The 17,247-nt window shown below is 68.0% G+C and carries 18 protein-coding genes and 1 tRNA gene; 1 reads left to right on the top strand and 18 read right to left on the bottom strand.

Annotated features, from left to right (window positions below):
- Window positions 1-6: 6 nt before the first annotated feature.
- From nuoL to tpiA, 15 genes are all read right to left on the bottom strand, one after another.
- Window positions 7-2,133, bottom strand: coding sequence for an NADH-quinone oxidoreductase subunit L (nuoL, locus tag ACYVJJ_RS12185; protein ID WP_460833920.1), 2,127 nt, complete (start codon window positions 2,131-2,133; stop codon window positions 7-9).
- Between the two features lie 13 nt (window positions 2,134-2,146).
- Window positions 2,147-2,470 (bottom strand): NADH-quinone oxidoreductase subunit NuoK, encoded by a 324-nt coding sequence (gene nuoK, locus ACYVJJ_RS12190; RefSeq protein WP_460833922.1) that lies wholly within the window; start codon window positions 2,468-2,470, stop codon window positions 2,147-2,149.
- Window positions 2,467-3,102: an NADH-quinone oxidoreductase subunit J gene (locus ACYVJJ_RS12195; protein WP_460834677.1), complete on the bottom strand. Its 636-nt coding sequence runs from the start codon at window positions 3,100-3,102 to the stop codon at window positions 2,467-2,469. Before ACYVJJ_RS12195 ends, nuoK begins: the two co-directional genes overlap by 4 nt.
- Window positions 3,103-3,109: 7 nt before the next feature.
- Window positions 3,110-3,598 carry an NADH-quinone oxidoreductase subunit NuoI gene (nuoI, locus tag ACYVJJ_RS12200; RefSeq protein WP_460833924.1) on the bottom strand — a complete coding sequence of 163 codons (489 nt, stop codon included), beginning with the start codon at window positions 3,596-3,598 and terminating at the stop codon, window positions 3,110-3,112.
- 16 nt (window positions 3,599-3,614) lie between these two features.
- Window positions 3,615-4,697: an NADH-quinone oxidoreductase subunit NuoH gene (nuoH, locus tag ACYVJJ_RS12205; protein ID WP_460833925.1), complete on the bottom strand. Its 1,083-nt coding sequence runs from the start codon at window positions 4,695-4,697 to the stop codon at window positions 3,615-3,617.
- 3 nt (window positions 4,698-4,700) lie between these two features.
- Window positions 4,701-6,932, bottom strand: coding sequence for an NADH-quinone oxidoreductase subunit NuoG (gene nuoG / locus ACYVJJ_RS12210; RefSeq protein WP_460833927.1), 2,232 nt, complete (start codon window positions 6,930-6,932; stop codon window positions 4,701-4,703).
- On the bottom strand, window positions 6,929-8,296 hold the full coding sequence (gene nuoF, locus ACYVJJ_RS12215; RefSeq protein WP_460833929.1) for an NADH-quinone oxidoreductase subunit NuoF: 1,368 nt from the start codon (window positions 8,294-8,296) through the stop codon (window positions 6,929-6,931). The genes nuoG and nuoF overlap by 4 nt, the downstream gene beginning before the upstream one ends.
- Window positions 8,297-8,303: 7 nt before the next feature.
- Entirely contained in the window at window positions 8,304-8,831 is a 528-nt protein-coding gene (gene nuoE / locus ACYVJJ_RS12220) for an NADH-quinone oxidoreductase subunit NuoE (protein ID WP_460833931.1), read from the bottom strand.
- A 22-nt stretch (window positions 8,832-8,853) separates the two neighbouring features.
- Complete coding sequence (locus ACYVJJ_RS12225) at window positions 8,854-10,131, bottom strand: NADH-quinone oxidoreductase subunit D (protein WP_460834679.1); 1,278 nt, start codon at window positions 10,129-10,131, stop codon at window positions 8,854-8,856.
- A gap of 32 nt (window positions 10,132-10,163) precedes the next feature.
- Window positions 10,164-10,901: an NADH-quinone oxidoreductase subunit C gene (locus ACYVJJ_RS12230; protein WP_460833932.1), complete on the bottom strand. Its 738-nt coding sequence runs from the start codon at window positions 10,899-10,901 to the stop codon at window positions 10,164-10,166.
- Entirely contained in the window at window positions 10,901-11,473 is a 573-nt protein-coding gene (locus ACYVJJ_RS12235) for a NuoB/complex I 20 kDa subunit family protein (protein WP_460833934.1), read from the bottom strand. Before ACYVJJ_RS12235 ends, ACYVJJ_RS12230 begins: the two co-directional genes overlap by 1 nt.
- Window positions 11,474-11,477: 4 nt before the next feature.
- The gene (locus ACYVJJ_RS12240) at window positions 11,478-11,834 is read right to left on the bottom strand and encodes an NADH-quinone oxidoreductase subunit A (protein WP_460833936.1); all 357 of its coding nucleotides are present in this window, start codon (window positions 11,832-11,834) and stop codon (window positions 11,478-11,480) included.
- Window positions 11,835-11,933: 99 nt separating this feature from the next.
- Window positions 11,934-12,018, bottom strand: a tRNA-Leu gene (locus ACYVJJ_RS12245).
- Window positions 12,019-12,110: 92 nt separating this feature from the next.
- Window positions 12,111-12,584 carry a preprotein translocase subunit SecG gene (gene secG, locus ACYVJJ_RS12250; RefSeq protein WP_460833938.1) on the bottom strand — a complete coding sequence of 158 codons (474 nt, stop codon included), beginning with the start codon at window positions 12,582-12,584 and terminating at the stop codon, window positions 12,111-12,113.
- A gap of 11 nt (window positions 12,585-12,595) precedes the next feature.
- On the bottom strand, window positions 12,596-13,354 hold the full coding sequence (gene tpiA, locus ACYVJJ_RS12255) for a triose-phosphate isomerase (RefSeq protein WP_460833939.1): 759 nt from the start codon (window positions 13,352-13,354) through the stop codon (window positions 12,596-12,598).
- 57 nt (window positions 13,355-13,411) lie between these two features.
- On the opposite strand from tpiA, the gene ACYVJJ_RS12260 reads away from it, so the two are divergent.
- Complete coding sequence (locus ACYVJJ_RS12260) at window positions 13,412-13,936, top strand: DNA-deoxyinosine glycosylase (protein WP_460833940.1); 525 nt, start codon at window positions 13,412-13,414, stop codon at window positions 13,934-13,936.
- 47 nt (window positions 13,937-13,983) lie between these two features.
- Here ACYVJJ_RS12260 and ACYVJJ_RS12265 read toward each other — a convergent pair whose 3' ends face one another.
- The 3 genes from ACYVJJ_RS12265 to accD are packed head-to-tail and all read right to left on the bottom strand — an operon-like array spanning window position 13,984 to window position 17,223.
- The gene (locus ACYVJJ_RS12265) at window positions 13,984-14,934 is read right to left on the bottom strand and encodes an isopenicillin N synthase family dioxygenase (RefSeq protein WP_460833942.1); all 951 of its coding nucleotides are present in this window, start codon (window positions 14,932-14,934) and stop codon (window positions 13,984-13,986) included.
- A 4-nt stretch (window positions 14,935-14,938) separates the two neighbouring features.
- Window positions 14,939-16,345: a phosphoglucosamine mutase gene (gene glmM / locus ACYVJJ_RS12270; RefSeq protein WP_460833944.1), complete on the bottom strand. Its 1,407-nt coding sequence runs from the start codon at window positions 16,343-16,345 to the stop codon at window positions 14,939-14,941.
- Window positions 16,342-17,223 (bottom strand): acetyl-CoA carboxylase, carboxyltransferase subunit beta, encoded by an 882-nt coding sequence (gene accD / locus ACYVJJ_RS12275; protein ID WP_460833946.1) that lies wholly within the window; start codon window positions 17,221-17,223, stop codon window positions 16,342-16,344. The genes glmM and accD overlap by 4 nt, the downstream gene beginning before the upstream one ends.
- Window positions 17,224-17,247: the final 24 nt, after the last annotated feature.

A 17,247-nucleotide genomic window follows, 5' to 3' on the forward strand; every position in this document is an offset into this window, starting at 1 on the left:
CTAGGTTCATTGCCAGCCGCGGATGAGGAAGGCCAGGAGCAGGATCAGGCCGACGATCATCGCGAACGCATAGTGGTAGAGGTAGCCGGACTGCAGGCGACGCGACATGCGCGCGACCAGCTCGACGAGGCGGGCGCTGCCGTTCACGGCGGCGCCGTCGATCACGGCGCTGTCGATCGCGCGCGACGCCCGACCAAGGCCGACGCCGCCGCCGGCGAAGCCGTCGATCCACAGGTGGTCGAAGCCGTACTTGTTCTCGAGCACGCGGATCGGCAGCGCGAACATCCGGCGCGCGCGGTCCGCGAGCTCGGGCTTCCACAGGTACATCACCGTGGCGAGCGCGAAGCCCGCGAAGGCGAGCCAGAAGCCCGGCGTCTGGAAGCCGTGGAGCGCGAGCGCAGTCGGGCCGTGCCAGAACTCGGACTTCACCTGCGCCATCGTGTCGCGCGCGGCGTCGAGGTCGATCGCGCCGAGGAAGAACGGGAGCTGCTGGTGGTGACCGGCCCAGTCCGTGCCGAAGAGCATCGGGCCGGCCGTGAAGTAACCGACGAGAATCGACGGGATCGCCAGCAGGATCAGCGGCAGGGTGACCACCCAGGGCGACTCGTGCGGCTCGACCGGGCCGTGGTGGCCGTGGTCGTCGTGATGGCCATGGCCGTCGTCGTGCAGCGGCTCGTGCAACGTCTGGCTGCCTTCGTGGTGCGCGTCGACATTGGCATGCGCGTCGGACGGCGCCGCGTCGCGGAACCGCTCCTTGCCATGGAACGTGAGGTACAGCAGCCGGAAGCTGTAGAACGCGGTGACGAACGCGCCGAGCAGAACGGCCCAGTAGGCGTAGTCCGCGATCCACGAAGGATTCCGCTCCGCGGCGACGTGGGCGGCTTCGATGATCATGTCCTTCGAGTAGAAGCCGCTGAAGAACGGCGTCGCGACGAGCGCGAGCGTGCCGATTAGGCTCGTCCAGTACGTGATGGGCATGTACTTGCGCAGGCCACCCATCTTCCGCATGTCCTGCTCGTGGTGCATGCCGATGATCACGCTGCCGGCGGCCAGGAACAGCAATGCCTTGAAGAAGGCGTGCGTCATCAAATGGAAGACGGCCGCGGAATAGGCCGAGGCACCGAGCGCGACCGTCATGTAGCCGAGCTGCGAGAGCGTCGAGTAGGCGACGACGCGCTTGATGTCGTTCTGCACGATGCCGATCAGGCCCGTCCAGAAGGCGGTGGTCGCGCCGACGAACAGGATGAAGTTCAGCGCCGTCTGGCTGAGCTCGAACAGCGGCGACATGCGGGCGACCATGAAGATGCCCGCGGTGACCATCGTCGCGGCATGGATCAGCGCCGAGATCGGGGTCGGGCCTTCCATGGAGTCCGGCAACCAGACGTGCAGCGGCACCTGCGCCGACTTGCCCATCGCGCCGATGAACAGGCAGATGCAGATCACGGTGATCGCCGGCCACGCGACGCCGTCGAAGACCGGGAGGGTCTGCTGCGCGATCTGGCCGGCGTGCGCGAACACCACGCCGTAGTCGAGCGAGCCCGTGGTGAGGAGGATGCCGGCGATGCCCAGCAGGAAGCCGAAGTCGCCCACGCGGTTGACGAGGAACGCCTTGAGGTTCGCGAACACCGCTGTCGGCTTCTTGAACCAGAAGCCGATCAGCAGGTACGAAACCAGGCCCACCGCTTCCCAGCCGAAAAACAGCTGCAGGAAGTTGTTGCTCATGACCAGCATGAGCATCGAGAACGTGAACAGCGAGATATAGCTGAAGAAGCGCTGGTAGCCGGCGTCCTCGTGCATGTAGCCGATCGTGTAGATGTGCACGAGCAGCGACACGAAGGTGACCACCACCATCATCATCGCGGTCAGCTTGTCGACCATGAAGCCGACGTGGGCCTGGATGCCGCCGATGTCGAACCAGGTGTAGAGGTTCTCGTTGAACGGCGGCGCGCCCTGCCCCACGAGCTGCCAGAGCACGTGGATCGACAGGGCACAGCTCGTCGCCACGCCGAGGATCGTCGCCCAGTGCGCGCCGGCGCGGCCGATCTTCCGGCCGAACAGGCCGGCCAGGATCGAGCCGATCAGCGGGGCGAGGACGATCGCCAGCAGGACGGACTTGGAAATGGCGTGCTCCACTCCGGGCATCGGATCAACCCTTCATCGAATCGATTTCGGCCACGTTGATCGTGCGCCGGTTGCGGAACAGGGTGACGAGGATCGCCAGGCCGATCGCGGCCTCGGCGGCCGCGACCGTGAGGATGAAGAACACGAAGACCTGCCCGGCCGCGTCGCCCAGATGGCGCGAGAAGCCGACGAAGTTGATGTTCACCGCGAGCAGCATCAGCTCGATCGACATCAGCAGAACGATGATGTTGCGGCGGTTGAGGAAGATCCCGGCCACGCTGATGCAGAAGATCACCGCACCCAGCGCGAGGTAATGGCCGAGGGTGACGCCCCCGTCGAAAAGATTCATGCCTCGCCTCCGGTGTTCTCCGCGGCGGGCGGCGCCGGGCGCACCGCGTCCATGCGCACCATGCGCAGGCGGTCGGACGCACGCACCCTCGCCTGCCAGGCCGGATCTTGCTGGCGCACGCCCTCGCGGTGGCGAAGCGTGAGCATGACGGCGGCGACGACCGCGATGGTCAGGATCACCGCGGCGACCTCGAACGGCAGCAGGAAGTCGGTGAAGAGCGTCCGCGCGAGCCAGACCGTGTTCGGCGTGCCATCGGTCGCGGCATTGTCCGCGAAGGGCGTCGCCATGTTGGCGCGCACGCCGATCAACGTGACGATCTCGACGAGCATGACGATCGCGACCGCGAGGCCCACGGGAAGGTACCGGGCGAAGCCCTTGCGCATGGGGCCGACGTCGATGTCGAGCATCATCACCACGAACAGGAACAGCACCATCACGGCGCCGACGTAGACGAGGATCAGCGCGATGCCGAGGAACTCGGCGCCCGCGACGATCCACGTGCACGAGACGGAGAAGAACGTGAGCACCAGCGCGAGCACGGCATGCACCGGGTTCCGCAGGCTGATCACGGCGATCGCCGACAGCGTGGCGACCGTCGCGAACAGGAGGAATGCGATCTGCGCGAAGTCCATGGCGTCCTCAGCGGTAACGGGCATCGAGCTGCCGGCGCTCGGCCAGCTCGGTCTCGAGGCGGTCGCCGATCGCCAGCAGCTGCGGCTTGGTGACGATATTCTGGCCGCGTGCGTCGAAGTGGTACTCGAGGATGTGCGTCTCGACGATCGAGTCGACCGGGCACGACTCCTCGCAAAAGCCGCAGTAGATGCACTTGAACAGGTCGATGTCGTAGCGCGTGGTGCGCCGCGTGCCGTCCTCGCGCTTCTCGGAATCGATCGTGATGGCGAGCGCCGGGCACACCGCCTCGCACAGCTTGCACGCGATGCAACGCTCCTCGCCGTTCGGGTAACGGCGCAGCGCGTGGATCCCGCGGAAGCGGTGCGACTGCGGGATCTTCTCCATCGGGTACATCACCGTGTACTTCGGCTTGAAGAGGTACTTCAGCGTCAGCCACAGGCCCTGGAAAAGCTCCAGCAGCAGCAGGCTCTTGAAATAGGACGTGATGCGGTTCATGGGGTCGTCGCGTCTCTCACTCGCCGGGCAGGAAGACGCCGAAATAGGCCATCAGGGCGGTGACGCAGATCCACGCGATCGTGAGCGGAATGAAGACCTTCCAGCCCAGGCGCATGATCTGGTCGTAGCGGTAACGCGGGAACGAGGCGCGGAACCAGATGAAGGCACTGGCGAAGAACGCGGCCTTGAGCAGGAGCCACGGCCAGCCGCCCATCCAGAGCCAGTTCACGAGCCAGTGGACGTCCCCGTCGTACAGGCCCTGGAAAGGGCTCAGCCAGCCGCCGAGGAAGAAGATCGAGGTCAGGAAGCTGACCAGGATCATGTTCGCGTATTCGGCGAGGAAGAAGAGCGCGAACTGCGAGCCCGAGTATTCGACCATGTGGCCGGCGACGATCTCCGACTCCCCCTCGACCACGTCGAACGGCGCGCGGTTCGTTTCGGCGACGCCCGAGATGAAGTAGACGACGAACAGCGGCAGCAGCGGCAGCCAGAACCACTCGAACAGACCGGCATTGCCCGCCTGCGCCTGCACGATCGCCGAGAGGTTGAGCGTGCCGGCGGCGATCAGCACCCCGACCATCGCGAAGCCCATCGCGATCTCGTAGGACACCACCTGCGCGGCGGCGCGCATCGCGCCGAGGAAGGCGTACTTCGAGTTCGATGCCCAGCCCGCGAGGATGGTGCCGTAGACGCCCAGCGACGTCATCGCGAGCAGGTACAACAGGCCCGCATTGACGTCGGCGAGCACCAGCTTCGTGTCGAACGGCACGACCGCCCACGCCGCGAATGCCGGTGCGAGCGCGAGAAGTGGCGCCAGCACGTACAGGAACTTCTCCGCCCGTGCGGGCTGGATCACTTCCTTGAACAGCAGTTTGAAGACGTCCGCGAAGGCCTGCAGGATGCCCATGCCGACGTACATCGGCCCGTGGCGCACGTGCATCCAGCCGATGAGCTTGCGCTCCCAGACAACGTAGAACGCCACGGCGATGATCACCGGCATCGCGATCGCCAGGACCTTCAGGACGATCCAGGCCACCACGCCCGCGGCACCGAAGCCGAGGAACCAGTCGCGCAGCGCGTCGATCGATTCACCGAGCATGCGTCAGGCCCTCCCCATCTCGACGCGGCCGGCGCCCAGCGGCGCGGTCGCGCCATGGCCGCCTTCGACATACACGGTGCCCACCGCGACCTTGCCGCTCACCTCGACCGGGAGCACCGCGCTGCCCTCACCGATGCGAAAGCGGGCCATCACGCCGCTCGTCAGGCCGGCGGCATCCGCATCCTGCGCTGCGATGAACGCGCGCGCGTCACGGTTGAGCGGATGCTGCTGGAGCGCGGGCGCCCGGCGCACCACGGCGTCGACACGGTAGATACCCGGACTGACGGCGAGCTCGAGGCCCGTGCCGCCGCGCGCGGGTACCGCGCCGGCCGCGATCTGCACGTCCCGCGGCGCGATCGTTGCGCGCGCGCCCGCGAAGTCGACGAACTCGAAGCCCGGCGCGCCGAGCTCGCCGGCGAGCGCACGGATGACACGCCAGCCCGGACGTGCCTCGTCCGGCAGCTTTCCACCGGCCACGGCACGCTGGTCGCGACCTTCGAGGTTCGTGAGGGTCGCGTCGACTTCAGGCAACGCGCCGATCGGCAGGATCACGTCCGCGACGGCACGCGTCGATTCGCAGGCGAAGTGGCTGAACGCGACGACCTGCGCGCCCGACAGTGCGGCGAGTGCCGTCGCGCTCGCGGCGAAATCCAGGCCCGGCTCGATGCCGTACAGAACGTATGCGGAACGCGCGTCGGCGAGCATGCCGAGCGCGTCGCGCGAGGCCGGCAGCACGCCATGGCGCGCGAGCCCGAGCGCGTTCGCGCCCTGCGGGATGCGGCACAGGCGCGCGCCCGTCGCATTGGCAAGGTCGCGCGCGGCCGCACGGATCGACGCGGCATTCGGGCCGTTCTCGGCGATGGCGCCGACCACGACGGCCGCGGACGTCGCACCCTGCAACGCCTCGCGCAGGCCCGGATCGGCGAGCGCGCCGGCGAGTGCGGACGGCGCGACGATCTGGCGACCCGCGACTTCGAAGGCGAAGTCGAAGTCGACGGGGTTGACGACGTAGACCTTGGCACCGCGCATCCAAGCGCGGCGGATGCGCGCATGCAGCAGAGGCAGCTCGTGGCGCAGGTTGGAGCCGATGATGACGACGGCGTCGGCCGTCGAGAAGTCGGCGACCGGCATCGCGAACGGCTCGGCGGCGACGCCGTCGGAGAGGTCGCTCTGGCCGATACGGTGATCGAGGTTGCCGGTGCCGAGCGCCTCGGCCAGGCGCGCGAGCAGCGCACCCTCCTCGTTCGACGTCGACGGATGCACGAGCATGCCGAGGCGGTCCGCACCGTTGTCGCGCAGGATCTGCGCGGCGCGTGCGAGCGCCTGCTCCCACGACGCCTCGCGCCACTCGCCGCCCTCCTTCACCATCGGGCGCGTCGCGCGGTCGGCCGCGTAGAGGCCCTGGTGCGAATAGCGGTCGCGGTCCGACAGCCAGCACTCGTTGACCGCGTCGTTGTCGCGCGGGACGGTGCGCAGCACTTCGCCGCGACGCACGTGCAGGAACAGGTTGCTGCCGAGCGCATCGTGGTAGCCGAGCGATTCGCGCGCGGTCAGCTCCCACGGGCGGGCGCGGAACTGGAAGACCTTGTTGGTCAGCGCGCCGACCGGGCAGACGTCGATGACGTTGCCCGAAAGCTCGGTCGTCAGCGGCTTGCCGTCATAGGTGCCGATCTGCAGGTTCTCGCCGCGGTACATGCCGCCGAGCTCGTACGTGCCGGCGACTTCCGCGGTGAAGCGCACACAGCGCGTGCACTGGATGCAGCGCGTCATCTCGGTGGCGACCAGCGGACCGATGTCCTCGTCGGGCACCGTGCGCTTGCGCTCGGAGAAACGGGAGATCGACCGGCCGTAGCCCATCGACAGATCCTGCAGCTCGCACTCGCCGCCCTGGTCGCAGATCGGGCAGTCGAGCGGATGGTTGATCAGCAGGAACTCCATCACGTTGCGCTGGCTCTTCAGCGCCTTCTCGCTGCGCGTGACGACCTTCATGCCGTCCATCACCGGCGTGGCACAGGCCGGCGCCGGCTTCGGCATCTTCTCGACTTCGACCAGGCACATGCGGCAGTTCGCCGCGACGCTGAGCTTGTCGTGGTAGCAGAAGCGCGGGATCGGGATGCCCGCCTTATCGGCGGCCTGGATGATCATCGAGCCCTTGGGCGCGGCCATCTCGACGCCGTCGATCGTGACGGTGACGTGGTCGGGCGGCAGGTTCGGATTCACGGGCTGGGCGCTCATGCGGCCACCTGCTGCGTCACGACGGTGCCCGCCGCCTCGTCGTCGACGAGGAAGCGCTTATTGACGATCGCGTACTCGAATTCATGCCAGAAATGTCTCAGGAAGCCCTGCACCGGCCACGCGGCGGCCTCGCCGAACGCGCAGATGGTGTGGCCCTCGATCTGGCCGGCGGCGGCGCGCAGCATGTGCAGGTCGTCGAGCGTCGCGGTCTTCTCGACGATGCGCGTGAGCATCCGGTACATCCAGCCGGTGCCTTCGCGGCACGGCGTGCACTGGCCGCACGACTCCTTGAAGTAGAAGCGCGCGATGCGCTGGCAGGCGCGCACCATGCACGTCGTGTCGTCCATCACGATGACCGCGCCCGAGCCGAGACCGGAGCCGGCCTTCTGGATCGAGTCGTAGTCCATCGTCAGCGACATCATCGTGTCGCCCGGCAGCACCGGCATCGACGAGCCACCCGGGATGACGCCCTTGAGCTTCCGGCCGCCGCGAACGCCGCCGGCCATCTGCAGCAGCTCGGAGAACGGGGTGCCCAGGCGGATCTCGAAATTGCCCGGGTTGGCCACATGACCGGACACGGAGAACACCTTCGGGCCGCCATTGTTCGGCTTGCCCAGCCCGGCGAACCATTCCGCGCCATTGCGGATGATCGCCGGCACCGAGGCGTAGGTCTCGGTGTTGTTGATGGTCGTCGGCTTGCCGTAGAGGCCGAAGTTCGCCGGGAACGGCGGCTTGTAGCGGGGCTGGCCCTTCTTGCCTTCCAGCGACTCCATCAGGGCGGTCTCTTCACCGCAGATGTAGGCGCCGGCACCGAGCGCGCCGTAGATGTTGACATCGACGCCGCTGCCCAGCACGTTCTTACCAAGAAGCCCGTTCTCGTAGGCCTCCTTCAGCGCCTGCTCGAAGTGCTCGAACGGCTCGTGGTGGAATTCGCCGCGCAGGTAGTTGTAGGCGGCAGTCGAACCCGTCGCGTAGCAGGCGATCGCCATGCCCTCGACGACCGCATGTGGATTGAAGCGCAGGATGTCGCGGTCCTTGGCCGTGCCCGGCTCGGACTCGTCCGAATTGCACAGGATGTACTTCTGGCCCGGGCCCTTCGGCATGAACGACCACTTCAGGCCCGTCGGGAAGCCCGCGCCGCCGCGGCCGCGCAGGCCCGAGGCCTTCACCATGTCGATGATCGCCGCCGGCTCGATCCTCTCGGTCAGGATCTTGCGCCACGCCGCGTAGCCGCCCGTCTTGAGATAGTTCTCGTACGACCACGGCGTGTCGAAGTGCAGCGTCGTGTAGACGACGTTGTGCTCCTGCGGCGCCGGGCCGACCGGGCCGTAGCCCTTGGAATAGTCGTGGTGGGAATGCGCCATGGCGCCGTTACTCCAGCCCGTCGAGAAGCGCGTCGACCTTCGCGGGGTCGAGCTTCTCGTGGTAATGCCCGTTGATGACGACGACCGGCGCCCCGCAGCAGGCGGCGAGGCATTCCTCTTCGCGCTTCAGGTAGACACGGCCGTCGGCCGTGGACTGGCCGAGCTTGCAGCCGAGCTTCCTTTCGGCGTGCTCGACGAGCTGCTCGGCGCCGTTGAGCCAGCAGCTGATGTTCGTGCAGAAGGCGACGTTGTGGCGGCCGACCTTCTCCGTCTCGAACATCGAGTAGAAGCTTGCGACCTCGTAGGCCCACACCGGTGGAATACCGATGTACTTGGCCACCGCGGCGATCAGCTCGTCCGACAGCCAGCCACCGTTCTGCTCCTGCACCGCATGCAGGCCCTGCAGCACCGCCGAGCGGCGGCGATCGGCCGGGAATTTCGACAGCCAGTGGTCGATGTGCGCGCGAGTGGCGTCCGTCAACGCGACCATCGGGTCGACGTTCTGGCAGGCCTCGAAATTGCCGGTCGCTTTCATTGCAGTCCGAATGCTCGCCGCGTCAGCGGTCGATCTCGCCGAAGACGATGTCGTAGGTGCCGATCATCGCGACCACGTCGGCCAGCATGTGGCCCTTGACGATCGCGTCCATCGACGAGAGGTGTGCGAAGCCCGGCGCGCGGACCTTCAGGCGGAACGGCTTGTTCGCGCCGTCCGAGATCAGGTACACGCCGAACTCGCCCTTCGGGGCTTCCACCGCCGCATAGGTCTCGCCCGGCGGCACGCAGTAGCCCTCGGAGAAGAGCTTGAAGTGATGGATGAGGGCTTCCATGTCGTCCTTCATCTCCTCGCGCTTGGGCGGGGCGACCTTGAAGTTGTCGACGATCACGGGGCCCGGGTTCGCCCGAAGCCACTTCACGCACTGCTGGATGATCTTGTTCGACTCGCGCATCTCCGCGACACGCACCAGGTAGCGGTCGTAGCAGTCACCGCCGGTGCCGATCGGGATGTCGAAGTCGACCTGATCGTAGCGCGCGTAGGGCTGCGTCTTGCGCAGGTCCCAAGCGACGCCCGAGCCGCGCAGCACCGGGCCGCTCATGCCCCAGGCATGCGCCTGCTCCGGCGAGATCACGCCGACGCCGACGGTGCGCTGCTTCCAGATGCGGTTCTCGGTGAGGAGCGTCTCGTACTCGTCGATACGCGTCGGGAAGTCGCGCGTGAACGCCTCGATGAAGTCGAGCACGGAGCCTTCGCGCGACTCGTTGAAGCGCTTGAGGTCCTTGCCCTTGCGCCATGGCGACTCGCGGTACTTCGACATGCGCTCCGGCAGGTCGCGGTACACGCCGCCGGGACGGTAATACGCGGCGTGCAGGCGCGCGCCCGACACCGCCTCGTACACGTCCATGAGCTCCTCGCGCTCGCGGAACGCATAGAGGAAGACCGCCATCGCGCCGAGGTCGAGCGCGTTCGAGCCGATCCACATCAGGTGGTTCTTGATGCGGGTGATCTCGTCGAACATCGTCCGGATCCACTGCGCGCGCTCCGGGGCCTCGATGCCCAGCAGCGTCTCGACGGCGCGCACGTAGGCGTGCTCGTTGCACATCATGGACACGTAGTCCAGCCGGTCCATGTACGGGACCGACTGGTTGAACGGCTTGGTCTCGGCGAGCTTCTCGGTGCCGCGATGAAGCAGCCCGATGTGCGGATCGGCGCGGCGCACGACTTCGCCGTCCATCTCGAGGATCAGGCGCAGCACGCCGTGAGCGGCCGGATGCTGTGGGCCGAAATTCAGCGAATAGTTGCGGATCTCGGGACCGCCGCCACCGGCGGGGGCACCCATGTCATCGGCGAGGCTCGGAGGGACGACGACGCTCATTTCCTGGACTCCGCACGCTGGGCGGCTTCGCCCTGCGACGTCTCGTAGCGCGCGTCGTCGCGGATCACGCGCGGCACGAGCACGCGCGGCTCGATGGTGACGGGCTGGTAGACCACGCGCCTGCGCTCGGCGTCATAGCGCACTTCGACATTGCCGATCAGCGGGAAATCCTTGCGGAACGGATGCCCGACGAAGCCGTAGTCGGTGAGGATGCGGCGCAGGTCCGGATGGTTGTCGAAAACGATGCCGTAGAGGTCGAACGCCTCGCGCTCGAACCAGTTGACCCCCGCCCAGACGTCGACGAGCGACGGCACCGAGGGCACGTCGTCGTCCGCGGCGAAGCAGCGGATGCGCACGCGCATGTTGTGCTGCACGGACAGCAGGTGCGCGACGACGGCGAAGCGGCGATCGGTCTCCAGCGCGGCGCCGTTCGGCTGCTCGCCCCAGAGGATCCGGCCGGTGCTCTTGCCCTCGACACCGCGCGAGAAACCTTCGTTCGAGACGGAGGTGTCCCACTCGTCGCTGCCGTAGCTGAGGTAGTCGACGCCGCAGAGGTCGACAAGCTGCTCGAAACCGAAGTCGTCGCGCAGCGCGAGGGCCGTTTCGAACCATGCCGCGGGCGAGATCTCGAGCGTCAGCTCGCCGCGCGGCTCGGCGACGCTCACCGCGGCCGCGGGAAAGCGCTCGCGCAGCGCCGCCGCGAGCGCGCGCGTCGAAGCGAACCCGGCGGCCATCAGCGGATACCCTGGCGAGCATCGCCGAAATTGGTGCCGCGGCGGATCTTCTTCTGGAGCTGCAGGATGCCGTAGGTCAGCGCTTCGGCGGTCGGCGGGCAGCCCGGCACGTAGATGTCGACGGGAACGATGCGGTCACAGCCGCGGACGACCGAATACGAGTAGTGGTAGTAGCCGCCGCCGTTCGCGCAGCTGCCCATCGAGATGACCCATTTCGGGTCCGGCATCTGGTCGTAGACGCGGCGCAGCGCCGGCGCCATCTTGTTGACCAAGGTACCGGCCACGATCATCACGTCCGACTGGCGCGGCGAAGGCCTGAACACGACGCCGTAGCGGTCGAGGTCGAGGCGCGATGCGCCCGCATGCATCATCTCGACCGCGCAGCACGCCAGACCGAAGGTCATCGGCCACATCGAACCGGTGCGTGCCCAGTTCCAGAGCGTGTCCAGGTTGGTCGTGACGAAGCCCTGCTGCATGACCGGGTTCTGGTCCTCCGGCAGCAGGATGTCATCCAGCCGCCCTTCGGGCAGCGGGTTGTGCATCAGGTTTGAGAATTTCTCGAGTGCGCTCATGGGCTCACTCCCACTCCAGGGCGCCCTTCTTCCACACGTAGGCGAATCCGATCACCAGCAGCGCGAGGAAGGTGCCCATCTCGATCAGGCCGAAGACCCCGAGCTCGCGGAAGACGAGCGCCCAGGGGAAGACGAACGCGATCTCCAAGTCGAAGACGATGAAGATGATCGCGATCAGGTAGTAGCGGACGTTGAACTGCATGCGCGCGTCTTCGAAAGCGTTGAAGCCGCTTTCGTACGGGAGCAGTTTTTCGGCATTCGGCGTCTTCGGCCCGAGTACGCGGCCGACGATGATGAGTGCGACGCCGATGCCACCGGCGACGATCAGGAACAGCAGGGTCGGCAGGTATTCGGCCAGCACTCGTGTTCTCTCGGTCTCGCGGGCATGCGTGCGCGTCGACCGCGGCGGCGCCTGCGCCGCCCCGCGCCCGTTGCACGGGGTCGGGGATGTTCCGGTGAATGGTGCCCAAGGGGGGACTCGAACCCCCACGACCTAAGTCGCTACCACCTCAAGGTAGTGCGTCTACCAATTCCGCCACCTGGGCAAAAGCTTGTCATCCGGGACGTTTCGGGCCAGTCATCCGCCCTGCTCCAGCGCTCCGTGCCAGAGCTTCACATTGTACCTGAATTCCGGGAATTAACCACCCGTCGACGGCGTTTGCGTCGTCGAAGGCGCAGCGGTCGGCGCGGCCGGAACCGCGGCGCCGGTCGGAGCCGGCGCGACCGGAACGGAAGTACCCGAGGCCGCGGGGGCGGCCGGGACCGAGGCACCGGACGATGCAGGCGCAGCCGGCACCGTGGAGGGTGCCGGAACAGCGCCCGTCGCGGGAGCGGCCGGCACTTCCGTCATGAGGCTCTCGGACTCCGTCCGCGTCGCACGCACGCCCTTGCTGGCCTGCCAAGCCATCAGCAGGGTGATGCCGAAGAAGGCGATGGCGAGCCACTTCGTCGCCTTCGTCAGGAAGTTCGCCGAGCCGCGTGCGCCGAACACCGTGCCCGACGCGCCGCCACCGAAGCCGGAACCGGCCTGGGCGCCTGCGCCGCGCTGCATGAGGATGAGCGCGATCATCGCGATCGCGAGCAGCACGTAGATGATGTTGAGGAACAGCATCGGACTATCCGTTAGGCCTGGCGGGCCGCGGCCCGGACGATGGCATTGAAGTCGGCCGCCACCAGCGAGGCGCCCCCGACGAGCCCGCCGTCGACGTCGGGCTGTGCGAACAGCTCGGCCGCGTTGTCGGGCTTGACGCTGCCGCCATAGAGGATCGGCAGCGAGCCGGCGATTCTAGCATCGTACTGGGCGATCTCACCACGGATGAAGGCGTGGACCTCCTGCGCCTGCTCCGGGCTGGCCGTGCGGCCGGTGCCGATCGCCCAGATCGGCTCGTAGGCGACGACGGCGCCGTCCAGGGCGGCCGCGCCATGCGCCTCGAGCAGCGGGGCCAGCTGCTGTTCGATGCGCCATTCCGTGCGGCCGTCCTCGCGGTCGTGCAGCGTCTCGCCGACGCAGAGCACCGGCACCAGGCCCGCCGCGCGCGCGGCCATGAACTTCGCGGCCACGATTTCGCTCGTCTCGTGGTGGTACTGCCGGCGCTCGGAATGACCCACCAGCCCGAAGCGCGCGCCGACGTCGACCAGCATCGCTGCCGACACTTCACCCGTGAACGCGCCCTTCCCGTTCGCGCTGACGTCCTGCGCGCCGAACTCGAGGCCGCGGTCGCCGTACCGGGACGCGAGGTCCGCCAGGTAGGGCACGGGCGGCAGGATCAGGCGCTCGACACCCGGCGGCGCGGTCTCGGCCGCGACCTCGTCGAGCAATGCGCAGGCGAAGGCGCGGTCCCCGTGCAGCTTCCAGTTCCCGGCGACGATTCGACGGCGCATTGCGGTCTCCGATGGCAAAGTCGCGGAAGTCTAGCCTTCGACAGGAACGACAGCCACGTGCCGAGCCTCGCCGGCCTGCCTCCGATCGAGAACCCGGCTGCACGCCTGCTCGTGCTGGGGAGCATGCCCGGCGCGGCGTCGCTCCGGTCGGGGCGCTATTACGGACATCCGCAGAACCTGTTCTGGGTCTTCATGGGCCGCCTGGTCGGTGCCGGGCCCTCCCTGCCCTACGCGCAGCGCATCGAGCGGCTGGTCGGCTCTGGCGTCGCCCTCTGGGACGTCATCGCCTCCTGCGAGCGCGAGGGGAGCCTGGACAGCGCGATCCGCGATGCGCGCGCGAATGATTTCGGCGACTTCTTCGCGAGGCATCCGCGTCTGCGACTGGTGGCCTTCAACGGAGCGGCCGCCGAGCAGACGTTCCTGCGCCATGTGCCGGCCACGACGATCCCCGCGGGCACGACGCTGCATCGGCTGCCGTCGACGAGCCCGGCGAACCGGCAGCTGGATACGGAATCGAAGTTCGCCGAGTGGCGAGCCGCGTTCGTGGAAGCAGGAATCCACCCGCTCGAAGCGGGCGCCTGAGACGACGACGGCGGCCGAAGCCGCCGTCGCACGGATGACGCAGCCCTTTACTTGAGCTTGATCTCGCGCAGCCGTTCTTCGAGATAGCCCTGTGCGGTGATCGGTTCCGGATAGCGGCTCGGATTGTCGGCCGTCACGCAGGACGGCAGCACGTCGATGACGAAATCCGGGTTGGGATGCAGGAAGAACGGCGTCGAATACCGCGGTTGCCGTGCCTTCTCGCCGGGCGGATTGACCACGCGGTGCGTTGTCGACGGATACACGTGGTTGGTCAGGCGCTGCAGCATGTCGCCGATGTTCACGACGATGGTGTCCGCCTGCGCCGTGAACGGCACCCACTCGCCCTTGCGCGATTTCACCTCGAGCCCTTCCGCGCTCGCGCCGACGAGAAGCGTGATGAGGTTGATGTCCTCGTGGGCGCCGGCGCGCTCGTTGGGCACGTCCGGCGTGGTGATCGGCGGGTAATGAATCGGGCGCAGGATCGAATTGCCCTCATTCGTCACGTTGACGAAGTAGTCGCCGGGCAGGCCGATGTGCAACGCGAGTGCGGAGAGCATGCGCGAGCCGAGCGCGTCGAGTTCGCAATACAGGCGGTAGCCGACGTCGCGGAACTCGCGGACTTCCTCCGGCCAGACGTTCGGCGGCATCACGTCGGCGTACTTCGAATCGCGCGCGATCTCGCGGCCGATGTGGAAGAACTCCTTGAGGTCGAAGTGCTGCGCGCCCTTCGCGGTCTCGATGCCGAACGGCGTGTAGCCGCGCGCGCCGCCGCCGCCCGGGATGTGGTACTTGCGCTTGACCTCGTCCGGCAGCGCGAAGAACTCCGCGAAGACGCGATATGCATCGTCGATCAGCCGCGCGTCGATGCCGTGGTTGCGGATGCCGGCGAAGCCCCATTCGCGGTAGGTTGCGCCGAGCTCGGCGACGAAGGCGTCGCGATCGGCCTGCGGTGCGTCGTCGGTGAAACGCTGGATGTCGAGGGTCGGAATCTGGCTCATGGGATCACGGTGCAGGAGGGCAGCCGGCAGGGTCGCCGGCGGACGACGCGGCCTTGACCGGCGTCAGGGCGGCGGCACGCACGGCCTCCGCGAGCGTATCGAGGGTGGACTGCACGAGCGCGGCGTCGTCGGCCTCCACCGTCACGCGGACGACCGGTTCCGTGCCCGAAGGCCGCAGGAAGGCTCGCCCCCGGCCCTGCACCGCCGCCTGCGCGGCCGCGAGCGCGCTTTTCACCGAGTCGGCGTCCGCGGGCTTCGCGCCCGCCCCGTAGCGGACGTTGATGGTCTTCTGTGGCACGCGATGCAGGCCGGCGAGCGCCTCGGAGAGGCTCACGCCGCATCGGCGCAGCACTTCGAGTACCTGCAGGGCGCTCACGATGCCGTCGCCGGTGCTCACGCGATCCAGGCACAGCAGGTGGCCGGACGCCTCGCCGCCCAGCACGCCGCCGTTCGCGATGAGCTGCTGGTGCACGTAGCGGTCGCCCACCTTCGCGCGCACGAACTCGATCCCGAGCGCGCCGAGGGCCTGCTCCAGGCCGAAGTTCGTCATCAGCGTGCCGACCACGGGGCCGCGCAGGCGGCCGGTCTTCTGCCAGTCGGTCGCGAGCACGTAGATCAGGTCATCGCCGTCGCGCACGTTGCCGTCGGCGTCGACGAACAGCACGCGGTCACCGTCGCCGTCGAAGGCGATGCCGAGGTCCGCGCCCGACTCGACCACCAGCTTGGCGAGGGCCTCCGGGTGCGTCGACCCGACGCCGTCGTTGATGTTCACGCCGTTCGGCTCGACGCCGATCGCGGTGATGCGCGCGCCGAGCTCGCGCAGCACCATCGGCGCGAGCTGGTACGTCGCGCCATTCGCGCAGTCCATGGCGATGCGCATGCCCCCGAGGTCGAAGCCGCGCGGGACGGACGTCTTGCAGGCCTCGATGTAGCGGCCCAGCGCGTCGCGGGTGCGCAGCGCCTTGCCGAGCTCGTCCGACGCCGCGGTGCGGAACGGCTCGTCCAAGGCCGCCTCGATCGCGAGCTCGGTCTCGTCGTCGAGCTTCTCGCCTTCGGCGGAGAAGAACTTGATGCCGTTGTCGTGGTGCGGATTGTGCGAGGCGGAGATCACGATGCCGCCGTCGGCGCGCAGCGAGCGCGTGAGGTGCGCGACGGCGGGCGTGGGCATCGGGCCCATCAGCTGCACGTCGACGCCGGCCGCGACCAGGCCCGCCTCGAGCGCGGCCTCGAACATGTAGTTCGAGATGCGGGTGTCCTTGCCGATGATCACGACGGGCTTGCGCCAGCCCGGCCCCCGCGCACGCAGCGCGTGGCCGTAGGCATTGCCCAGGCGCAGCACGAAGTCCGCCGAGATGGCGCCCTCGCCCACGCGGCCGCGGATGCCATCGGTGCCGAAGTAGCGGCGACTCACGCCTCGGCCTCCGCCTGCGGGGCGGGCTGCTTCATCATCAGCGCGAGCAGCGCGGCCAGGCGATCGCGCATCTGGCGGCGATCGCAGATGAGGTCGATCGCGCCATGCTCGACGAGGAACTCGGAGCGCTGGAAGCCCTCGGGGAGCTTCTCGCGCACCGTCTGCTCGATCACGCGCGGGCCGGCGAAGCCGATCAGGGCCTCGGGCTCGGCGATGTTGATGTCGCCGAGCATGGCGAACGAGGCCGAGACGCCGCCGGTGGTCGGATGCGTGAGCACCGAGACGTAGGGCAGGCCCGCGGCACGCAGGCGCCCGAGTGCCGCGGAGGTCTTCGCCATCTGCATGAGCGAGAACAGGCTCTCCTGCATCCGCGCGCCGCCCGAGGCCGAGAAGTTCACGAACGGGCAGCCGATCTCGAGCGCAGTCTCGGCCGCGCGCGCGAAGCGCTCGCCGACCACCGAGCCCATCGAGCCCCCCATGAAGGCGAAATCGAACGAGGCGGCGACGAGCGGGCGGCCGACGAGCGTGCCGCGCATCGCGATCAGCGCATCACGCTCGCCGGTGGACTTCTGCGCGGCACGGATGCGGTCGGCGTACTTCTTCTGGTCGCGGAAGCGCAGGACGTCGACCGGGCCGAGCTGGGCCGCGATCTCCTGCGTCGAGCCGGGGTCGAACAACGCGGCGAGCCGCGCGCGGGCCCGGATCGGACGATGGTGCGAGCACTTCGGGCAGACCTCGAGGTTCTCCTCGAGCTCGGTGCGGTAGAGCGCGGCGGCGCAGCGATCGCACTTTTCCCACAGCCCCTCGGGGACGCTGCGGCGGCGCGAGGCGCCCTCGGTGCGGATGCCCGAAGGCATGAGCTTCTTGAGCCAGGACATGCGGGAGGCTCCCCCTTTCGTTCA

It is taken from the genome of Lysobacter humi (ex Lee et al. 2017) (assembly GCF_054781815.1).

Bases quoted from the DNA above. Each gene is read 5' to 3' on its own strand.
- nuoK (WP_460833922.1), bottom strand. From the start codon at position 2,470: ATGAATCTTTTCGACGGGGGCGTCACCCTCGGCCATTACCTCGCGCTG.
- ACYVJJ_RS12195 (WP_460834677.1), bottom strand. From the start codon at position 3,102: ATGGACTTCGCGCAGATCGCATTCCTCCTGTTCGCGACGGTCGCCACG.
- nuoI (WP_460833924.1), bottom strand. From the start codon at position 3,598: ATGAACCGCATCACGTCCTATTTCAAGAGCCTGCTGCTGCTGGAGCTT.
- nuoH (WP_460833925.1), bottom strand. From the start codon at position 4,697: ATGCTCGGTGAATCGATCGACGCGCTGCGCGACTGGTTCCTCGGCTTC.
- nuoG (WP_460833927.1), bottom strand. From the start codon at position 6,932: ATGAGCGCCCAGCCCGTGAATCCGAACCTGCCGCCCGACCACGTCACC.
- nuoF (WP_460833929.1), bottom strand. From the start codon at position 8,296: ATGGCGCATTCCCACCACGACTATTCCAAGGGCTACGGCCCGGTCGGC.
- nuoE (WP_460833931.1), bottom strand. From the start codon at position 8,831: ATGAAAGCGACCGGCAATTTCGAGGCCTGCCAGAACGTCGACCCGATG.
- ACYVJJ_RS12225 (WP_460834679.1), bottom strand. From the start codon at position 10,131: ATGGGTGCCCCCGCCGGTGGCGGCGGTCCCGAGATCCGCAACTATTCG.
- ACYVJJ_RS12230 (WP_460833932.1), bottom strand. From the start codon at position 10,901: ATGGCCGCCGGGTTCGCTTCGACGCGCGCGCTCGCGGCGGCGCTGCGC.
- ACYVJJ_RS12235 (WP_460833934.1), bottom strand. From the start codon at position 11,473: ATGAGCGCACTCGAGAAATTCTCAAACCTGATGCACAACCCGCTGCCC.
- secG (WP_460833938.1), bottom strand. From the start codon at position 12,584: ATGCTGTTCCTCAACATCATCTACGTGCTGCTCGCGATCGCGATGATC.
- tpiA (WP_460833939.1), bottom strand. From the start codon at position 13,354: ATGCGCCGTCGAATCGTCGCCGGGAACTGGAAGCTGCACGGGGACCGC.
- ACYVJJ_RS12265 (WP_460833942.1), bottom strand. From the start codon at position 14,934: ATGAGCCAGATTCCGACCCTCGACATCCAGCGTTTCACCGACGACGCA.
- accD (WP_460833946.1), bottom strand. From the start codon at position 17,223: ATGTCCTGGCTCAAGAAGCTCATGCCTTCGGGCATCCGCACCGAGGGC.